Below are 17,972 nucleotides of genomic sequence, written 5' to 3' on the forward strand. Positions count from 1 at the left end.
GCGTATTTATATCAACTAAAACCTAATCCACGTATGGTATCATCATTTAATAAGACTATTGATATTGTGACCTAATATGCAAACGTTTGCATTCTTTCACTGGAATGCTGTTGTAGCATACCGGCGCAAGCCGGTACAGGTCTCTTATTGTCCGAACTTTAATAAAACGTTATATAATTCCACGTATCTAAATCAACTAAAATCTGTTCCACTTATGCCACCATCATTTAATAAGATTGTTAAAATTATGACCTAATACGCAAACGTTTGCATTCCTGTCTCTTGGAATGCTGTTTAACATACCGGCGCAAGCCGGTACAGATCCCTTATTGTCCACACTTAAATGAAACGTTATGATTAACTATTACCCCCAATGCCGGCGCTATGCCCGGCACTTCCTATTTGTCGTGATACCGTTAGCCTTATTTTCTACGGCTGTAGCAAACGGATCACCCTATACTACTGCTATGTTTTTTCAGCAGGACAGTATACAACCTCAACTGATTACAGGTCGCGTTACTGATGGTACTGAACAACCATTGCCGGGCGTAAGCGTGTCATTAAAAGGCCACTCGTCCGGAACTGTTACTAATGCCAGCGGACATTATTCCCTGCGACTAAATACTTCGCGTGGTACCCTGGTATTTTCATTTATCGGAAATGAGAAAAAAGAAGTGGCCTTTACCGGTCCCGGAATTATTAATGTTCAACTGGAATTCAGTCAGAAATCGTTGGGAGAAGTTGTGGTAGTGGGATATGGAACGCAGAAAAAAGTAAACCTTGTGGGGGCGGTTTCGGCTGTTAAAATAGATGAAAAAATATCCGGCCGTGCATTGCCTAATGCATCCTCGGCACTGTCCGGTCTTGTTCCTGGTTTAGCCGTGACACAATCTTCCGGTATGGCAGGTAATAATGCTTCCAGTTTGCTTATCCGCGGACTGGGTACGGTTAATAACAGCAGTCCGCTTGTAGTGGTAGATGGAATGCCCGATGTAGATATCAATCGTATCAATATGAATGATATTGAGAGTATCTCTGTATTGAAAGATGCTACGTCTGCTTCCGTATACGGTTCGAGAGCTGCTAACGGAGTAATACTTATCACTACAAAATCAGGGAAGGGACAGAAAAGATCAAGCATAAATTTCAGCGCTTCTACTGCTCTAGAAGTACCTACGAAATCTTATGAATTTATGGCGGACTATGCCCGGGCGCTTACCCTGCACCAGCGTGCTGCTTCGGTGAATACGCTTCATTCAAATTATCTCTTTAAAGATGGAACTATCGATCAGTGGATGGCGATGGGAATGGTGGATCCTTTAGGTTATCCCAATACTGACTGGTGGGATGTTATAATGCGCAATGGAGAAATCCGTAATTATAATCTTTCTGCATCCGGCGGGAGTGAGAACGCTAATTTTTTTATTTCACTGGGGATGATGGATGAAAAAGGATTACAGATAAATAATGACTATAAGCGTTATAATGCCCGCTTTAATTATGATAATAAGCTCCGGAAAAATATGAACGCAGGGCTGAAATTCAATGGTAACTGGTCTAAATATGTATATGCACTGGCAGATGGTTATACAGATGACGATGCCACTAATACAGCTGGTTTTGACATGCAGTATGCTATTGCCGGTATCACGCCATACGATCCCGCAACAGGATTTTATGGCGGTGTAATGGCCTATAACGAAGATCCGCAGGCATACAATCCCTACACTGTTTATATGAACTCACTCAACAGACAAAACAGGCAGGAAGCAACAGCCGCTGTTTACTGGGACTGGCAGCCGGTGAAGGGATTAACAGGCCGTGTTGATTATACATTGAATTACTATAATCAGTTCCGCTGGAATGCGAATACTCCTAACCGCTCTTACAATTTCCAGACGAATACTTATGGTAGTCGTGTATACGTTGGTGATAATGCAGGTGTGGGTAACTACACGAATACAGGATATAAAACAATGCTGAACGGAAGGCTGAATTATCATAAAGCTATCGGGAAAAATCATGACATCAACATTGTTGCCGTTTATAGTGAAGAGTATTGGTACGACCGCTACCAGGGTGCTTCCCGGAATGACCGGCTTTCTTCCACCCTTCATGAAATAGATGCATCATTAACCAATATACAAAGTGCAGGAGGTAATTCAGGTACAGAAGGTCTCCAATCATATATCGGCCGTATTAACTATACTGCTTTTGACAAATACCTGTTTGAAGCCAATTTCCGTTATGATGGTTCTTCTAAATTTCTTCCTGGCAGTCAGTTTGGGTTCTTCCCCTCCGTAGCACTGGGATGGCGTTTTACAGAAGAACAATTTATTAATGCTTTTACAAAACGAGTTTTAAGCAATGGTAAATTCCGCATTTCCTATGGAGGTTTGGGAAATAACAGTGGTGTAGGCAGATTTGAGCAACAGTCAACACTTGCTGCCAGTAACTATATGATGGAAGAAGATATTGTTAAAGGATTGGTGAACAGAAAGATGGTGAACAAGAACTTGTCGTGGGAGTCTACTTCTATATTGAACATTGGTCTTGAGCTTGGGTTCTTCAATAATCACCTGACTACAGAATTTGATTACTACAATCGTTTAACAACAGGTATGAACAGACCTTCGGATATGTCTAACCTGCTTTCAGGAGCATATGATGCTCCACGGGAAAACATCGGTAATCTCCGTAACCGTGGTGTGGAAGCAAACATTACATGGTCTGACAAAATAAGAGACTTTAGTTATGGGATTAACCTGAATGCATCTTATAATGCAACAACACTGGAAAAATGGAATGAGTTCCTGGGAAGAGGCTGGGTATTCCTGGATATGCCATATCACTTCCTTTATACTTATGAAGATGCCGGTATTGCACAAACCTGGCAGGATGTATATAACGCCACACCACAGGGAGCATCTCCCGGAGATATTCTTCGTAAGGATCTCAATGGTGACGGTCGTATTGATGGTAATGATATGAAAGCATATCCGAGAGTGCAGCGGGACCGGCCAACTACCATTTTTGCGCTGAATACAAGTATGTCGTGGAAAGGGATCGATATCGCTTTCCTGATTCAGGGAGCAACAGGCCGTAAAGATTACTGGATCAATAATTACAACAACGTCAATTTCGGCTCTCAACGTTATGCTTCTACATGGGGGCATTGGAATAACCCATGGTCTTTAGAAAACCGTGACGGCGAATGGCCACGTTTAGGCGGGAGTAATAATCGCGTGGAAACTACCTATTGGCTGGATGATATGAGTTTCATCCGGTTTAAAAATATTCAGCTTGGATATACAATTCCCAGTAGGATATTGAAAAGAGTTGGTGTGAATAGTTTCCGGATTTACTGCTCTACCGAAAACATTGCAACAATCACTTCTTTCCGTGGTCTTGATCCGGAAATTACAGGCAATAAGAGTAATGCGTATCCCTTAAATAAATCCTATTCTCTAGGTATTAACATGAGTTTATAAACTGCTGTAATCATGAAAACAACAATTGCAAAAATATATTTCATATGCATGGCTGTTTTTACAAGTTCATGTGTAAAAGATTTGCTGAAACAGCAACCCACTACAGAGCTGGAGTCTATATATTTCTGGAAAACGGATGCAGACGCCACTTATGCAATGATGGGTGCTTATGCAGATGTACGGCCTCTTTTTGACCGCGATTATTATTTTGACGGACAGGGAGAGTATATAAGAACCCGTGGCACAAGTACTACCAGTGGTAATTTGCAAAGAGGGGATGCCTATAATGGAGGTGATTATAATCCATCGGGCTATGGTGATAATTTCGATAAAATGTACGAGAATCTGTATGGAGGAGTTAACCGTACCAACTATGTGATAGAAAACGTAACAAAAAAATTGCTCCCCTTTGCCAGTGCCACTTCTATTCCTGAGCTGGAAAGGATTATCGGAGAGGCGCGTTTTCTCCGTGGGATGGTTTATTTCCGGCTGATTTCCATGTGGGGAGATGTACCTTATATCGGCCATATCATATATGATAATGCAGAAGTAATGACACTTGCCCGCATGCCCATTGCTCAGGTAAAGGATTCTATTTTAGCTGATTTTACATATGCCTTTGAGAAACTGCCAGTCAAAAGTGCTGAGCCAGGGCGTGCATCTAAAGCAGCTGCTCTGGCTTTCCGTGGTAAGTTACAGTTATACTGGGCCTGTTGGAATCAATTTGGCTGGCCGGAGCTGGATAAATTTGTACCAGACGGAGGCGCTGCAGTTACTGCTTATAAAGCCGCCGCTGAAGATTTTGGCAAGGTGATCAACGATTATGGTCTGGTGCTTTTCCGGAACGGAGAACCTGGTGAATGCGATGTATTAGGCAAAGCACAGAAACTACCAAACTACTACTATCTGTTTACCCCAGTAGCAAACAATGACCCGGAAATGATAATGGCGTTTACGCATGGGGGTACGGGTAGCAGTCAGGGAGAAGAGCTGATGCGGGATGTGGCTGGTCGTTCTCATGAAGGATCACAATGCTGGGTAACTCCGCGTTACGAAATTGCGGACAGATATCAATCGATCATTACAGGCGATTTTGCGCCTAAATTGATCCCGATGGATCCTGCTAAAGACGGTGCCCGGACGACACTTAATTCAGCTGTAAATCCCCAAAGTTATGCTAACCGGGATTACAGAATGAAATCTTCCATTATGTGGGATTATGAAATGAGTGTAGGAATGATTTCCCTGAAATCCACTGGCTTTTTACCGTTTATTTATAAAACATGGAATCAGCCTGTTACTATCAATGGTGTAAATTATGTTACCTATAATACTGATGGCTGTAATTCCGGTTATGTGTTGCGTAAATTTCTACGCAACTATGCGGGACAGGGGCGTAGCGATGGTAATTACAATTACCCGGTGATGCGACTGGCAGATGTATACCTGATGTATGCAGAGGCTACAAATGCCGTTAATGGTCCGCAGGCCGATGCTATTTCACTGGTAAATATGATTCGTCATCGTGGCAACCTGCCACCATTAAATGCCAGTAAAACAGCCAGTAAAGAAGTATTCTTTAATGCCATTGAACAGGAGCGTATTGTTGAATTGTTCGGGGAAGGACAGCGCTCATTTGATCTTCGTCGCTGGAGAGCCCTGGAAAGAGTATGGAATCCTCCCTATGGAAATGGTATATGGCGTATAGATACCTATGGCGCACAGATGTCCCGCTATTTTCAGAATTCGTCCGAAAGGGAATATCAACAATGTTACATTTTCAGAATCCCACCAGAGGAACGTAACCGCAATCCTAAGCTGACTCAGAATACTCCCTGGTTATAATTACAAACTATTAAATACTTAAGTGATGAAAACATATTTCAAAATAATCATTGTATTGCTGCTTACTGCTTTGGGCTGTACCAAAGATGTTCCTGTAGATGAAGATGGATTGCTAGTCACATCCCGTGCAGAATGTTATGTAAGTAATTTTGAATTACTGGGAGTTGATTTTCAGACGGTGAGAACTAAAAATGCGGTGATTGATACAGTAGCATGTACCATCAATGTAGTTGTATTTTATGGTACTGATCTTAAGAATCTTTATCCTCAGTTTACACTGGTAACAGATGCAAAACTGGATCCGAAGATAACCGGGAAAGTTGACTTTTCCGATTTGGCAAATCCAAGATCATATACAGTGATCTCCGGTAACCGGAAAGTAAGGAAGACGTATAAGATTTTAATTACAGTACAGTCCTAGTAGTATTCACATTAAAACCCAGATCATGCGTAATAAATATTTCTGTTATACATTGTTACTCCTTTTTGTAATAGGATGTAAGGATGATAAATATACTGTTCCTGTTCCCAAAGATGCACTACAGAATGATTGTATTAAAAGAACACTGGGACCAAATCTGGCAGGATCGAATATTGAGTTTGCTTATGCAATGGCATTACCCGCCAGTAAAGGAAAGATTGTATCCGCACAGGTGGAGGCTTCTATTGCAGGTGCGGCAGCTACTTATCTTGAGAATAAATCATACTATACAAATGGCAGTGGGGTGGATGTTGGTGTACCTATAGGTGATCCTTCTGTTAATGAAGCGGCTTTCACCAGGGTAACATTCACTAAAGATACAAACGCTGTTACACTCCGTTATTATTATAGTATTCCGCAAGAGGCCCGTGGTAAGTCTGTTAAATTTACGTTCTCGGTAAAAAGCAGTAATGGAGAATCCGTATCTTATGCTATGGGGCCCTATGTGATCTCCAAAATGGATATGGTGCTGGATCTGCCTGTAAAGAATGCAGATTCCTGTTTTATTTCGATAGCGGATATGGCTGTTTATAATGCCGCTGATGCAGCTGCCAAAGCGGATAAGATAGACCTGGTGTATCTCTATCGTTCTATTCCCAATATCTCATTTGGTCACGCACTTGTATCACCCGGAGCAGATCCTGTATATCTTCCGGATGTTGTATTGCCACCCAATGCTAACAGGGTAACGAAGGTCAGTAAGGTATGGAACCTGAGAGATTTTAATCTCGCCCGTCTGCAATACGGGATCTATATTGATGACCTTGATTTTCAACAACTGGATATTTCCAATGCACCTGGTTATGCAGTTAATTTTAAGGCTGAAGCGGGAGCATGGGTGGAAACTACTGATGGAAAATACAGGGCGTATATTTATATAAATAAAGCTGATAATGCTAAAAAGAGTGCTGTAATCAGCATGAAACGATATACACTTAAATAAATGTTGTTATGAAAATGTTCAAACTATTGTTATTATTCTCGATCTGTACAAAAGTATATGCGGCACAGTTGCCACCACATACTTTCCTGATCAAACCTGCCGCTTTACTCAGTGGAAAACAAAAGATAGAACAGAAAGATCCGGTTATGCAACAAGCGTTATCCGATTTGATAGCGGCTGCCGATCAGTCATTAAAGAATGGCCCTTACTCTGTTGTGTATAAGGAGAAAACCCCGTCCAGCGGAGATAAACATGACTATATGAGTGTTGCGCCATACTGGTGGCCGGACTCCAGTAAAGCAAACGGATTGCCTTATATCCGGAAAGATGGACAAACAAATCCGGAACGTTTTACTATTAAGGATGCTTCATACCAGAATGCACTTTCAGAAGATGTTTATCGCTTGGGATTAGCCTGGTTTTATACTGGTAATGAAAAGTATGCTACACATGCGGTTAAACTCCTCAGAACCTGGTACCTGGATCCTGCCACAAGGATGAATCCAAATCTTAATTATGGGCAGGCCATTCCCGGTATCACAGAGGGAAGAGGTATTGGTCTGATTGATATGCATAATCTACCAATGCTGATTGACGGTATTCAGCTTTTGAAAAATTCACCTGCATTTGCTCCATCTGAATACAAGGCAATCCAGGCATGGTATAAACAATACCTGAACTGGATGCGTACCAGCCCAATAGGACTGGAGGAGGCGAATGCATCGAATAATCATGGTACCTGGTATGATGTACAGCAAATGATCATCGCCTTATTCACAGATCAACCGGAGCTTGCGAAAAAGATCGTGGAAGATCAGACACAAAAACGTATTGATGGACAGTTGACAGAAGACGGTCAGCAGCCCCGTGAATTGGAGCGTACACTTTCCTGGCATTATTCCCTGTTTAATCTGAGAGCTTTTTTTGAACTGGCTTTGCTCGCCGAAAATGTAAAGGTCGATTTGTGGAATTATGAAAGCGCGGGAAAAAAGAAACTGCAAAACGCTTTTGTATGGTTACTACCTTATGCGGAAGATGTGAAGAAATGGGAACATCAGCAAATCAAACCTAAGGATGATAAGGAATTCCTGGAACTGGCAAAGATAGCAGCAGAGAAGTATCCCACTATGGATCTTGCTCCGCTTTGGGAACATCACAAAGACTTTAAGAATAAAATGTTTTTACTTACCAACTGGGACTATTAAAACATGAAAAAGATTCTATTCTTTACCTGTATGCTGCTAGCCTGTCACGGGCTGGCAGCACAGGATCTCCTGAGTGGTAAATATACAGCAAAGCAGCTGTCGCGGTTGTTAATACCACAGGCTAAATGGGAACCTTTCCCTCATACAAACAACAGGGCCGGATGGACGAAGGCCGACCCTGTGATAGGAAAAGCAGTAATACAAAAAGCCGAAGGGTATTTAAATTATGAGTGGCCGGGAATACCTGCGGTAAAGTCACTTCTTATTGTACGTAACGGCAACCGGAGTGAGTACCAGGAGATCAGTAATAAAAAACGGCTGGTATTAGGCACTTTGTTACTGGCAGAGGTATACGAAAACAAAGGACGGTTTATTGATCCTATTATAAACGGCGTATGGTCTATCTGTGAAGAGTCTTTCTGGGGAGCCTCAGCGCATCTGCCACATAGTAAAGCGTATGCCGGACTGATGGATGTGTCCGCACCTTTCGTAGAGCTTTTTTCAGCAGAAACGGGCACATTACTGGCCTGGGTAGACTATTTCGTGGGAGAAAAACTTGATAGCGTTTCTCCACAGATAAGAAAGCGGATCTATTATGAAACCAGCAGGCGGATCTTTGAGCCACTGATGACAATACATCATGGGTGGATGAGTACGAATGCAAATGGCAGGCGGCCGAATAACTGGAATCCCTGGATCTGTTCCAACTGGCTGAATTCAGTATTGTTATTAGAAAAGGATGATAAGAAACGTACAACTGCAGTTTATAAATTATTGGGTGTGCTGGATGAATTTCTGAATCCTTATCCGGCAGATGGTGGCTGTGATGAAGGGCCGGGTTACTGGGGCGCCGCCGCAGCTTCATTGTATGATAACATTTCCCTGCTGAATCTTGCCAGCAATAATGCTTTTGCATATATGTATGAAGATAGGAAGGTCGTTGAGATGGGCCGGTTCATTTATCGTGCACAGATCAGTGAACGTTACTTCCTTGATTTTGCAGATGCAGATCCTCAGCCCAGGATGCCTGCCAGTATGATTTACCGGTTTGGAAAGGATATAAAGGATCCGGACATGATGAAATTCGGTGCTTATTATCTGGATGGTGAAGATCAGACTGCCGTAGGTGGATATCATTTCTTCAGGCGTCTTTTCTCATTGTTCATGCAGGAGGAATTCAATCATGCAGCAAAAGGATTACTGTTACCCGCAGAATTCTGGTGGCCGGATCTGGAGGTGATGATAGCCCGCGACGGGCAGGGGAGTACGAAAGGTTTTTTTGTAGCAGCAAAAGGAGGTAATAATGATGAAAGTCATAACCATAATGATATTGGTAACTATGTAGTGTATTATGATGGGATGCCTGTATTGATCGATGTAGGGCGTGGGACATATACTGCCAAAACGTTCAGTAGTAAAAGATATGACATCTGGTATAACCGGTCGGACTATCACAATACACCTACCGTAAACGGTTATACTCAACAAGCAGGTGGACAGTTTAAGGCAGAACAGGTTTTTTATCAATCCGATTCGTCTTATAGCCAGGTCACCATGGATATTGGAGCTTCTTATCCTGCAGCGGCAGGTATTGAAAAATGGGAGCGGAGTATCCGGCTGAACAGGCAGAAAAGTGTGGAGGTGGAAGATCTTATAAAGTTGAAAACAGGAAATTCTGTTACAGAACACCTGATGACCTGTTACCCTGTGGATGTGGAGAATCCCGGTATACTGGTTATTCATCAGCCATCCAAAGATCTTTATCTGCAGTACCCTTCAGAAAAATTTACTATCAGTATAGAGAAAGTGCCTTTGGTGGCTATGGAAGATCAGGGTGTAAAGCAGAAATGGGGTGATAATATTTACAGGATCAACTTAAAAGCGATCGGACTGGAAGCAAAAGACCATTTCATTTTTTCAGTTACAGCGAAATAGCATGATGAATCATTTGTGCTACATTTCTGCCACTGACTAATGCTGCCTCTACCGTACCCGGATGGTTTCCCTCATATAAAGCTTCTCCGGCAAAGTAGATTGTATCCTGTATGGGTGTATTTAAGACCTTCCGGGCGTTATCTGACAGTGGTGTATCATAACTGTAAGCTCCCAACGTTTCAGGATCGTCTGCCCAGTTTAAAATGTAACTGTTTACCAGCGGAGGAAGTTCCTTTTGAAATATTCCGGATAATGACTCCAGGGCTGTTTTCAATATCTCATCTGTTGGCACCTGTTTAAAGTTTTCTGCCGGTGGACCACCCAGCCATCCTGTAAGTACAGGTACATTTCCGGGAGATTGTGTCCACCAGGTAGGTATTTTTTCATTGCTGAAGATAAAGCCTGTATCATTTTTCCAGAAGGTTTCTTTGAACTCAAGCACTATTTTAAGTACGCTGCCCCAGCCGATATGACTGGCAGCATTCATATAATCATCTATAGCAGGATTAAAGAAAATGGAACCGTATTGCAGTACCCCCAGTGAAGTGGTGACGATCAGTTTCTGTGCTGTGTAAGATTGTCCGTTTCCGGTGGTTACTGTTAGGTTTCCATTTTCCCAATCTACTTTTGTTACAGGATTTCCTGTGATAATATTGCAATCCTTTTTTCTGCATTCATCTGCCAGGAAATTTATCATAGAACAATAACCCTGATCTATCCTGAAATTCGTTTCAATTCCTGCTGTCCATTCATTGTACAGAAACTTCACACTAACTTTTGAAGGATTGGCGAGGTCGAAGCCCTGTACAAAACCGGTGATCTCTTCCCTTAATTCCCTGTATTTAGCTTCAGCGTAATGAGTTTCCAGGAATTCTATCAATGTCATGTCTGCTGTTAAGCTGCCCATGTTTTCTATTAGTTCATCCCAGCCTTCAATAGATTCTTCATCCTGCTCAAAGTGGCCTTTTTCTGCTCTGTACATTTTTCCACTCATAGGAGTGCAGGTAAGTCCAGCTTCTTTGAGAAGGTTTAATGTAACCGGCAGTTTGCCATGTACGAATTCAGCACCAGCTTCGATGTGCTGTTTAATGGTGTGGATTCTTCCTCCTATTATCTCTTTTGCTTCAAGGATTGTTACTTTGTAGCTGGCAGATAGTTCTCTTGCGGCCATTAATCCTGATGCTCCTGCTCCTATAATGATGATATCCATACTGTTAATTATAAATTGATCTGGGCAAAACTTTTATAAAAAAGGAAAGCTGCACCTTGGCGCAGCTTTCCCTTTTTTAATAATTTATATGTATCAACTACCTCTTGTACCACCTGTTTTGATAGGTTTCTTCGTAAAAGAAGCATTTTTACTGGATTGCATAAATGAGTTCGGGTTTGCACCTGGCATATTAGGTTTTGTCTGAGTGGCTTTTTTGCCAGCTTTCTTATTATTTGATAGTAATGACATAATCCATATATTTTGTTATGTAAATATACTTCATTATCACGAATCTAGCTAAAGAGGAGGTGGATAAGATAATTAACAGCAGAAAAGCCCCGGTAAACCGGAGCTTTCCTGTTGTTGCTACCAGGAATCAACAATTAATCACGGTTATAGAATGCTGGCGGTTCTATGCCCAGAGAGCGCAGGTAAACATATCCCTGACCCCTGTGATGAATCTCATTATCAATGAAGTAGAATAACAGACTATTAATGGTTCCTTCATATTGTCCAAATGCTAAGTCCCTTTCTATGAAGCGGTTAGGAGGGATTTCCTGCCAGAGTCTGTCGATTTCAGCAGTGATATCATCCCAGCGTTCCAGTAGTGCTGCTTTTGTAGCCGGACCGGGTTTGCCGGTATGATGTTCCAACTGATCGGTGGTTTGCCATTGACCGGTCACGATGCCATTAATGCCTGGAGCTGTCATCCCTATCATTTCCATTGCTAGTTCTGAAAAAGAGCGCATGCCGCCAATGGAATATGAGAAAAGCTTGTCTTCAGGAAAGGCTTCAATAACGTGGCGGGTTAACCTGCGGTGTCCCTGCCAGTGTTCAAGCATAGCCTCCGGGGTAATTACGGTTTCTGTGGGGGTGAAAATGTCGTTGCTTGCCATGTTATTATATTTAAAATGGTTAAATGATCGTTTCTGATACAAAGAAAGATAGGGGGAGTGACAACCCTATGTCAGGAGGGATAACTTAATGATGATATATTTTTTTTGGACCGATATTACCGTATTTGCTAATGTAAAGGTGATATATCTTTTCAGGGTCTTATTGTATCTTCAACTTACCTTAATCTTAATGTTAATCCGATGTAAATGAATTCCACGCTCCCTAAAGCAGCTTGTCTGTTACTTTCTATCCCGGAACGGGCATGTCTGTTCCGCCACAACCCAATATCTATTGGTTGGGAGTCCTGCGTTGGCAATACCCGGCCGGCATCTTTGAATCCAGGTGTATACATTGTGCAGGTAACAGATGGAAACGAAATATACAGCAGTAAGTTACTGAAGCAATAGTCGTTTATTCATTAGGGTTTATTGCATACCATGCCGCACCCAGCAGTGCTGTTTTATCATTCAGAATGATCTTTACCGGGATATCTTCCAGCAAATGTTTCATACGGCCAAAATCGTGGAACCATTTTATGAAGATATGGGAATCTACCAGTTTTAAGTTTTTGGGCATGATACCACCACCGATAAAGATACCAGCTGTGGCTTTTACCTTCAGTGCGAGATTAGCGGCTTCTATAGCCAGGTAGCGAAGGAAAAGCGTCATAGTTTCTGCGCAAATGGGCACAGTATCTGCATTTTCGCTAATCAATGCAGGAGCATCATCATGCACCAGCATTTTATCTGTTAACCATGCCGGAGCATCCATTTCTTTCAGATCCCTGAGAAACTCATAGATGGTGAAAATACCCGGACCGCTGATAAGGCGTTCCCAGCTTACGTGACCGAATTTCCGTTGCAGGTAGGTGAATAATTCAAGGTCCGGCTCAGTACGGGGTGCAAAATCGCAATGCCCTCCTTCTGTAGGGAAGGGATGCGCATTTTTCCCATCCCAGTATATCCCGGCTTCGCCCAGTCCTGTACCGGGGGCAATGATGCCCCAGTTACCCGGAATATGTTTTCCTTTATGAATGGTATGCAGATCTTTTTCTTCCAGTACAGCGAGGCCATAAGCGGTTGTTTCCAGGTCATTAATGAGATGAACGGGAATGTTATTATATAAATGGGCTATTTCATTACTATCGATTGTCCAGGGAACATTGGTGATCTTTACTTTTCCGTTTAATACGGGACCGGCTACACCAAAACACATTCTGTCCGGTACCTTATCTCCTAAAAAGTCAGTTAACATCTTCCCAAGACTATTGTAATCTTTTGAAAGGTATTTATCCTCCTTTAGAAGTGTGAACGTTTTCCCATCATAGTTGTAAAGCGCTAAATTGGTTTTTGTTCCACCAATATCACCGGCCAGCAGGGTGCAGGTATGTTGTGCTGACCAGTCATTTTTACCGGTCCTTAACGGAATAAGCATCTTACATCTGGTTTAAATGAATATTTAAGCTACGAATTATGTTGCACTGTAAAGGTCTTTTTTTCTACTCTTTACTCTTGTGACCGTTATTACCTCAAAGGAAGTGCCGGTTTTTAAAATTTCATCCCCATAAGAGTTTGCATGACATTTTCAGTAAATGAGTAAGATTGGAATTGTCTGAGGATAGCTAATGATTAAATAGGTTACAAAACATTTTCTTTTAGAATACTGGAGGGTAGGGGGCACCTCGGTTTGGATTGACGGCAAGTGTTTCTACTTCATGAATAGGAATATTTAACACTTTAGAAATAAATTTTGTATCACATCCAAGCTCTTTTAGCCTAATCGCCGTTCCTGCTTTCCCTTCTACTATTCCTTCCTCTTTCCCTATCTTATAAAACGCATCCTCTTTTACCTTGAAAAATGTTCTTGTTGAAATCATATGTTCAAATTTGAGTTTAACATTGTCATTACATAATTGCACTAAGACACATAGCTGATTATTATGCTTCTCTTCTATTAAATTTCCATCTGCAGAGGTTCTATAAGTGTCTCTACTTCATGAATAGGAATATTTAACACTTTAGAAGTAAATTCTGTATCACATCCAAGTTCTTTTAGCCTGATAGCTGTTTGTTTTTTATTTGCAGCCTCACCTTCCACCTTTCCTTCTTCCTTCCCTTCTACTCTACCTTCTTCCTTCCCTTCTACTATCCCTTCCTTTTTTCCTATCTTATAAAACGCATCATCTTTTACCTTGAAAAATGTTCTTGTTGATATCATATCTTCAAATTTAAGTTTAACATTGTCATTACGTAATTGCACTAAGACACGTAGCTGATTATTATGCTTCTCTTTCGCTAAATCCCCATCTGCAGTGGTACTGATCTCCTGCAAAATATTTTCTAAAGCCGTCTCTGTATCATCATTTCCGAAGTTAGCTAAAATTGCAAATACTTTTATTTCAGGATCTTCTGATTGCAGAAAAAATTTATAATCAATTTCTTTCAACGAAATTATCTTATACCAGAATCTTAAATTTTTATGCTTAATTGTTGTTTTCATAGTAACAGCATCCTGCCCCATGAAAATGACATATTGCTTTACTGGTATACGGTATTTCCGATACAACATCACAGCATATTCCGCCATGCGATATGCCATGTTTTTATCATTCTGAGACTGCCATTCTATATGGCAGATAAAGGTACGATTCTTCCGGTCCGTTATTTTTTTAAGTACATCCGGCTTCCTTTCCTTTGTGTATTGAAGATCATCAGGAATTTCCTGGCTCTCAGAAATATCTAAATTCAGCACCCCGTTCATAAAAACAGGCAATACAGATTCCATATTTTCCTTTACAATCCGATCATATTTGTTAGCCTGTTTCAGGCCAATAACATCTTTTTCCATTTAAAATAAATGAATGATTAACAAATTAGCACCTAACTTTTAACAGGGGAGAATATGAAATGATTGGGTAACAAAAAAGCAGCCATGATGTTGATCACCAAGCCTGCTCCATTATTTTTTTAAATTCTGATTTCGTTTTACGAATGTAAGGAAATAATAAATTCAATTACAAAATTTTTTTTATCGTACAAGTATAGGTCTTGTTTTCTTACTAAAATACAATGTTCGAATTTCATTGCCTTCATTGGTCAGCCATTATAATTGCATACGATGAATGGGATGTGCGTTATAACAATTTTCATTTGGAAAGATAGGATCCTTAACATTTGCTGAAGACAATAGAAAAGTAATACTACTTCAGAGAATGATAAGAGGGTAAGGGGTCAGCGGTATTACCTGGATCTGCTGATCAATTATATTAAGTATAATATAAGAATAAACTTCGGATAAAATTATTTCTGTTTTACGATCGCCTCCCATATCTGTTGAATGATATTTCTACCTTCCATTTCAGAGAGTTTGGGACAGGTGCTAAAACCATTCCCGTCTTCTATCAGCATCAGGTTATCGGGTATAGCATTGTCAAACAGGTTGCTGATATTATCATTCAATAGATAATATATATTATGACCATTGTATTTCTCAGGCTCTACCTGCAGGGAATATTCTTTACCCTTGATCGCCACTTTTAATTCTTGTACCATAATAATCTTTATTAATAAACCCACAAGGATCGCACCAGTATGACTAGCAGGTTTTCTTGCTGCCAGCTATTCATACTCAGATCATCAACCTTACAATCCAGCGACCTGTTCGGTATTTGTTTTCCACTTGTTGAGACAGATTTTCCCCAATAGACATGCATATAATACATTGCGAGGATCGTCTGTTTCGGAGAGATACGATTGTTCAGATTTCTGGCTTAATTTTTCGTGTATACCCAGTAAAATAGCATGTTATGGAAACTTTAAGCATCTCAAGCTCAGCCTTTCAGGAAGCAGGAGTTATTCCGTTAAAATATACTTGCGATGGTGAAGAAATTAATCCTGCCATCAAAATTGAAAATATTCCCCAGGGTACTAGTACATTGGCGCTTATTGTAGAGGATCCTGATGCGCCTAATGGCACTTTTGATCATTGGCTGGTATGGAATATTGCACCTACAGATTGTATTAAGGAAAATACAGTTCCAGGGATTGTTGGTAAAAATGGAGCAGGTAAAACAAATTATTACGGCCCATGTCCTCCATCCGGTTATCACCGGTATTTCTTTAATGTATTTGCCCTGGATAGCAGCCTGGAACTTGAAGCCGGTGCTGATAAGAAAGCTTTGCAGGAAGCAATGGGAGATCATATCATTGCTAAGGGAAGCCTGATGGGCCGTTTTCAAAGAGTGAGAATGAAAGCATGATCACTACTATTACACCCATAAGGTGATCAGCAGCCAGGGCAGTCCTATTGCCACTGCAATACCATACATGAGATCCAGCCAGAAAAAAGAACCTAATGCCCCCAGGTAAATAAAACCAACAATTGGTGTTACCAGGATTTTACTCAGGCGTGAAGACGTCTCACCTTTTACTACGGACTTCCATAATGATTCTGCATCTCCAGTGCTTGGAAACGCATGCATAGCAATAGAAATGCCGAGATAGAGCAGGAGATAATCCAACGGGTTCGCAGCATCCAGCTTAAATTGGAGTGCTGCCGGTAGTGCAATAAGGAAACCTAGCACTGTATTCAGAATAAACGGGCCTGTAGAGATTAACACCGCTTGTGTGGGATTACGTGCCTTTTCATGAATAACGTATCCGGCAGGATTCTGAGCACGGAAGTAGCAAACTTCAAAGACGGGTACTTTAAACCATCTGCAAAAAAGCTGATGTGCCAGTTCGTGCACTATAACACCGGGGAAGGTGAGGATGGTAATAATAATTCCAGGTATGAACATCGTTGATTATTTAGCGGTAAGGGTCTGTGCCATTGAGTATTTTACTCAGGCGTTCTGAAACGAGCGAATCTTCGAAAGCTGCTTCCATGGCTCTGATTCGAGCCAGCAACTTGTTACTTTCAGGTTTTTTACCTGAGAAATAATACACCATTGCCTGTGCCTCAAGGGCTGAAATATCGTCAGGTCCAAATGTAATAGCTTGTTTGGCCAACATGGCAGCTTCTTTATCCTGTTTCTGCAGTAAGCGTATTTTGCATTGCTGGGCAATGATTCGCGCATCTTCCCTGTTTATTGCCAGCAGCACATCACATGATGCCAGTGCTCCTTTGTAATCACCCGCATTACGCTTTGAAGCAATTAGCAATCCAGTAGCTCCATAGTTATCTGGTGATATTGCAAGTGTTTTTTTGAGGACTGCTATGCAGGTTTTGTAGTCTTTTTTCTTAAACAGATTATTCGCTATTCTGTAACCAAATAATGCTTTATCGGTGGTACGCACTCCATCATTTAATGAATCCAGAAAGTTTTCCTGGATCGCAGTCGCATAATTACTAAAGTTGTCGGTGCTCTTCAGAAGCAGGGTATCGGTCGGAATTAACTGCTCTGTATACTCCATCGCTTTATTTATTTCTGCCAGTAGCTCCTTATCATTGATTGGTTTATCCTGCAATTGCTCATATGAAATATTCAGGTTTCTTTCATCAAATGTATATGCCGCCGCTATAAATTTGTATCCATTGGCTTCAAGCAGGCCGGGAAGGTGCTTCAATACTTTGTCTGCTTCCTTTTTTGCGGTGATATATTTATGCTGCTCAACCGCTTTTTCCGCACGACGCAGGTGCACACTGGCGTCAAAATAATCGGGCATTCGTATCAACCCTGCTATCATCAGCAAAAGAATAACGGCTGCGAAAATCCAGAGCCATTTAGGGATGGGGTAATTGTTAAATGTGTTACGGCAGTCAGTACAAAGGTTCATTGGGTAGCCAGGTATTGCCTGTGTGGTTTTACAATGAATACATTGTTCCTCAGTTTCGAGTAATAGGTTGTCCTCCATGAAGAAAATTTATTGGGATATTTCTCTAAAGTATGTATAATTTCTAAATGTTTTTATATTTCTGCAATTATTATCTTGAAGGATGAAATGGTTAAGGCACACCCTTCCTG

Annotated in this window: 17 protein-coding genes; 8 read left to right on the forward strand and 9 right to left on the reverse strand. The window is 41.2% G+C overall.

Features of this window, described 5'->3' with window-relative positions; all coding sequences use genetic code 11:
- Positions 1-353 precede the first annotated feature (353 nt).
- Genes BM176_RS22880 through BM176_RS22905 form a run of 6 tightly spaced genes read left to right on the forward strand, consistent with a single transcriptional unit; the run spans position 354 to position 9,900 of the window.
- Complete coding sequence (locus BM176_RS22880; protein ID WP_090106662.1) at positions 354-3,491, forward strand: SusC/RagA family TonB-linked outer membrane protein; 3,138 nt, start codon at positions 354-356, stop codon at positions 3,489-3,491.
- A 12-nt stretch (positions 3,492-3,503) separates the two neighbouring features.
- Positions 3,504-5,336, forward strand: a complete 1,833-nt coding sequence (locus tag BM176_RS22885; protein WP_090106663.1) for a RagB/SusD family nutrient uptake outer membrane protein — start codon at positions 3,504-3,506, stop codon at positions 5,334-5,336.
- A gap of 25 nt (positions 5,337-5,361) precedes the next feature.
- On the forward strand, positions 5,362-5,757 hold the full coding sequence (locus BM176_RS22890) for a hypothetical protein (protein ID WP_090106664.1): 396 nt from the start codon (positions 5,362-5,364) through the stop codon (positions 5,755-5,757).
- Between the two features lie 25 nt (positions 5,758-5,782).
- Positions 5,783-6,760 carry a DUF4466 family protein gene (locus tag BM176_RS22895; protein ID WP_090106665.1) on the forward strand — a complete coding sequence of 326 codons (978 nt, stop codon included), beginning with the start codon at positions 5,783-5,785 and terminating at the stop codon, positions 6,758-6,760.
- Positions 6,761-6,768: 8 nt separating this feature from the next.
- A complete protein-coding gene (locus tag BM176_RS22900; RefSeq protein WP_090106666.1) occupies positions 6,769-7,965 on the forward strand; it encodes an alginate lyase family protein in 1,197 nt (398 codons plus the stop codon).
- A gap of 3 nt (positions 7,966-7,968) precedes the next feature.
- Entirely contained in the window at positions 7,969-9,900 is a 1,932-nt protein-coding gene (locus BM176_RS22905; protein ID WP_090106667.1) for a heparinase II/III domain-containing protein, read from the forward strand.
- On the opposite strand, the gene BM176_RS22910 is transcribed toward BM176_RS22905, so the two are convergent.
- The 3 genes from BM176_RS22910 to BM176_RS22915 all read right to left on the reverse strand — a co-directional run bounded on the left by BM176_RS22910 (position 9,887) and on the right by BM176_RS22915 (position 12,006).
- Positions 9,887-11,110, reverse strand: coding sequence for a flavin monoamine oxidase family protein (locus BM176_RS22910; RefSeq protein WP_090106668.1), 1,224 nt, complete (start codon positions 11,108-11,110; stop codon positions 9,887-9,889). The genes BM176_RS22905 and BM176_RS22910 overlap by 14 nt on opposite strands.
- 93 nt (positions 11,111-11,203) lie before the next feature.
- On the reverse strand, positions 11,204-11,359 hold the full coding sequence (locus BM176_RS32565) for a hypothetical protein (RefSeq protein ID WP_177230501.1): 156 nt from the start codon (positions 11,357-11,359) through the stop codon (positions 11,204-11,206).
- Between the two features lie 134 nt (positions 11,360-11,493).
- Positions 11,494-12,006 carry a DinB family protein gene (locus BM176_RS22915; RefSeq protein ID WP_090106669.1) on the reverse strand — a complete coding sequence of 171 codons (513 nt, stop codon included), beginning with the start codon at positions 12,004-12,006 and terminating at the stop codon, positions 11,494-11,496.
- 207 nt (positions 12,007-12,213) lie between these two features.
- Here BM176_RS22915 and BM176_RS22920 point away from each other — a divergent pair, with 207 nt between their 5' ends.
- Positions 12,214-12,414, forward strand: a complete 201-nt coding sequence (locus BM176_RS22920; RefSeq protein ID WP_090106670.1) for a T9SS type A sorting domain-containing protein — start codon at positions 12,214-12,216, stop codon at positions 12,412-12,414.
- A gap of 4 nt (positions 12,415-12,418) precedes the next feature.
- On the opposite strand, the gene glk is transcribed toward BM176_RS22920, so the two are convergent.
- The 4 genes from glk to BM176_RS22940 form a co-directional block, all read right to left on the reverse strand.
- Positions 12,419-13,441 carry a glucokinase gene (glk, locus tag BM176_RS22925; RefSeq protein WP_090106671.1) on the reverse strand — a complete coding sequence of 341 codons (1,023 nt, stop codon included), beginning with the start codon at positions 13,439-13,441 and terminating at the stop codon, positions 12,419-12,421.
- 220 nt (positions 13,442-13,661) lie between these two features.
- Complete coding sequence (locus BM176_RS22930; RefSeq protein WP_090106672.1) at positions 13,662-13,883, reverse strand: hypothetical protein; 222 nt, start codon at positions 13,881-13,883, stop codon at positions 13,662-13,664.
- 77 nt (positions 13,884-13,960) lie between these two features.
- Positions 13,961-14,854, reverse strand: a complete 894-nt coding sequence (locus BM176_RS22935; RefSeq protein ID WP_090106673.1) for an Rpn family recombination-promoting nuclease/putative transposase — start codon at positions 14,852-14,854, stop codon at positions 13,961-13,963.
- Positions 14,855-15,306: 452 nt separating this feature from the next.
- On the reverse strand, positions 15,307-15,558 hold the full coding sequence (locus BM176_RS22940) for a hypothetical protein (protein WP_090106674.1): 252 nt from the start codon (positions 15,556-15,558) through the stop codon (positions 15,307-15,309).
- A gap of 254 nt (positions 15,559-15,812) precedes the next feature.
- On the opposite strand from BM176_RS22940, the gene BM176_RS22945 reads away from it, so the two are divergent.
- A complete protein-coding gene (locus BM176_RS22945) occupies positions 15,813-16,265 on the forward strand; it encodes a YbhB/YbcL family Raf kinase inhibitor-like protein (protein ID WP_090106675.1) in 453 nt (150 codons plus the stop codon).
- 9 nt (positions 16,266-16,274) lie between these two features.
- On the opposite strand, the gene BM176_RS22950 is transcribed toward BM176_RS22945, so the two are convergent.
- Positions 16,275-16,805 carry a metalloprotease family protein gene (locus BM176_RS22950; RefSeq protein WP_090106676.1) on the reverse strand — a complete coding sequence of 177 codons (531 nt, stop codon included), beginning with the start codon at positions 16,803-16,805 and terminating at the stop codon, positions 16,275-16,277.
- A 10-nt stretch (positions 16,806-16,815) separates the two neighbouring features.
- A complete protein-coding gene (locus BM176_RS22955; protein ID WP_143097886.1) occupies positions 16,816-17,862 on the reverse strand; it encodes a tetratricopeptide repeat protein in 1,047 nt (348 codons plus the stop codon).
- Positions 17,863-17,972: the final 110 nt, after the last annotated feature.

Source organism: Chitinophaga sp. CF118, assembly GCF_900112615.1.
Taxonomy (GTDB): Bacteria; Bacteroidota; Bacteroidia; order Chitinophagales; family Chitinophagaceae; genus Chitinophaga.

What these genes read in the sequence shown, in the direction of transcription:
- BM176_RS22935 (WP_090106673.1), bottom strand. Translation starts at nt 14,854, where the DNA reads ATGGAAAAAGATGTTATTGGCCTGAAACAGGCTAACAAATATGATCGG.
- BM176_RS32565 (WP_177230501.1), bottom strand. Translation starts at nt 11,359, where the DNA reads ATGTCATTACTATCAAATAATAAGAAAGCTGGCAAAAAAGCCACTCAG.
- BM176_RS22900 (WP_090106666.1), top strand. Translation starts at nt 6,769, where the DNA reads ATGAAAATGTTCAAACTATTGTTATTATTCTCGATCTGTACAAAAGTA.
- BM176_RS22880 (WP_090106662.1), top strand. Translation starts at nt 354, where the DNA reads ATGATTAACTATTACCCCCAATGCCGGCGCTATGCCCGGCACTTCCTA.
- BM176_RS22885 (WP_090106663.1), top strand. Translation starts at nt 3,504, where the DNA reads ATGAAAACAACAATTGCAAAAATATATTTCATATGCATGGCTGTTTTT.
- BM176_RS22955 (WP_143097886.1), bottom strand. Translation starts at nt 17,862, where the DNA reads ATGGAGGACAACCTATTACTCGAAACTGAGGAACAATGTATTCATTGT.
- BM176_RS22890 (WP_090106664.1), top strand. Translation starts at nt 5,362, where the DNA reads ATGAAAACATATTTCAAAATAATCATTGTATTGCTGCTTACTGCTTTG.
- BM176_RS22950 (WP_090106676.1), bottom strand. Translation starts at nt 16,805, where the DNA reads ATGTTCATACCTGGAATTATTATTACCATCCTCACCTTCCCCGGTGTT.
- glk (WP_090106671.1), bottom strand. Translation starts at nt 13,441, where the DNA reads ATGCTTATTCCGTTAAGGACCGGTAAAAATGACTGGTCAGCACAACAT.
- BM176_RS22945 (WP_090106675.1), top strand. Translation starts at nt 15,813, where the DNA reads ATGGAAACTTTAAGCATCTCAAGCTCAGCCTTTCAGGAAGCAGGAGTT.
- BM176_RS22895 (WP_090106665.1), top strand. Translation starts at nt 5,783, where the DNA reads ATGCGTAATAAATATTTCTGTTATACATTGTTACTCCTTTTTGTAATA.
- BM176_RS22940 (WP_090106674.1), bottom strand. Translation starts at nt 15,558, where the DNA reads ATGGTACAAGAATTAAAAGTGGCGATCAAGGGTAAAGAATATTCCCTG.
- BM176_RS22920 (WP_090106670.1), top strand. Translation starts at nt 12,214, where the DNA reads ATGAATTCCACGCTCCCTAAAGCAGCTTGTCTGTTACTTTCTATCCCG.
- BM176_RS22905 (WP_090106667.1), top strand. Translation starts at nt 7,969, where the DNA reads ATGAAAAAGATTCTATTCTTTACCTGTATGCTGCTAGCCTGTCACGGG.
- BM176_RS22930 (WP_090106672.1), bottom strand. Translation starts at nt 13,883, where the DNA reads ATGATTTCAACAAGAACATTTTTCAAGGTAAAAGAGGATGCGTTTTAT.
- BM176_RS22915 (WP_090106669.1), bottom strand. Translation starts at nt 12,006, where the DNA reads ATGGCAAGCAACGACATTTTCACCCCCACAGAAACCGTAATTACCCCG.
- BM176_RS22910 (WP_090106668.1), bottom strand. Translation starts at nt 11,110, where the DNA reads ATGGATATCATCATTATAGGAGCAGGAGCATCAGGATTAATGGCCGCA.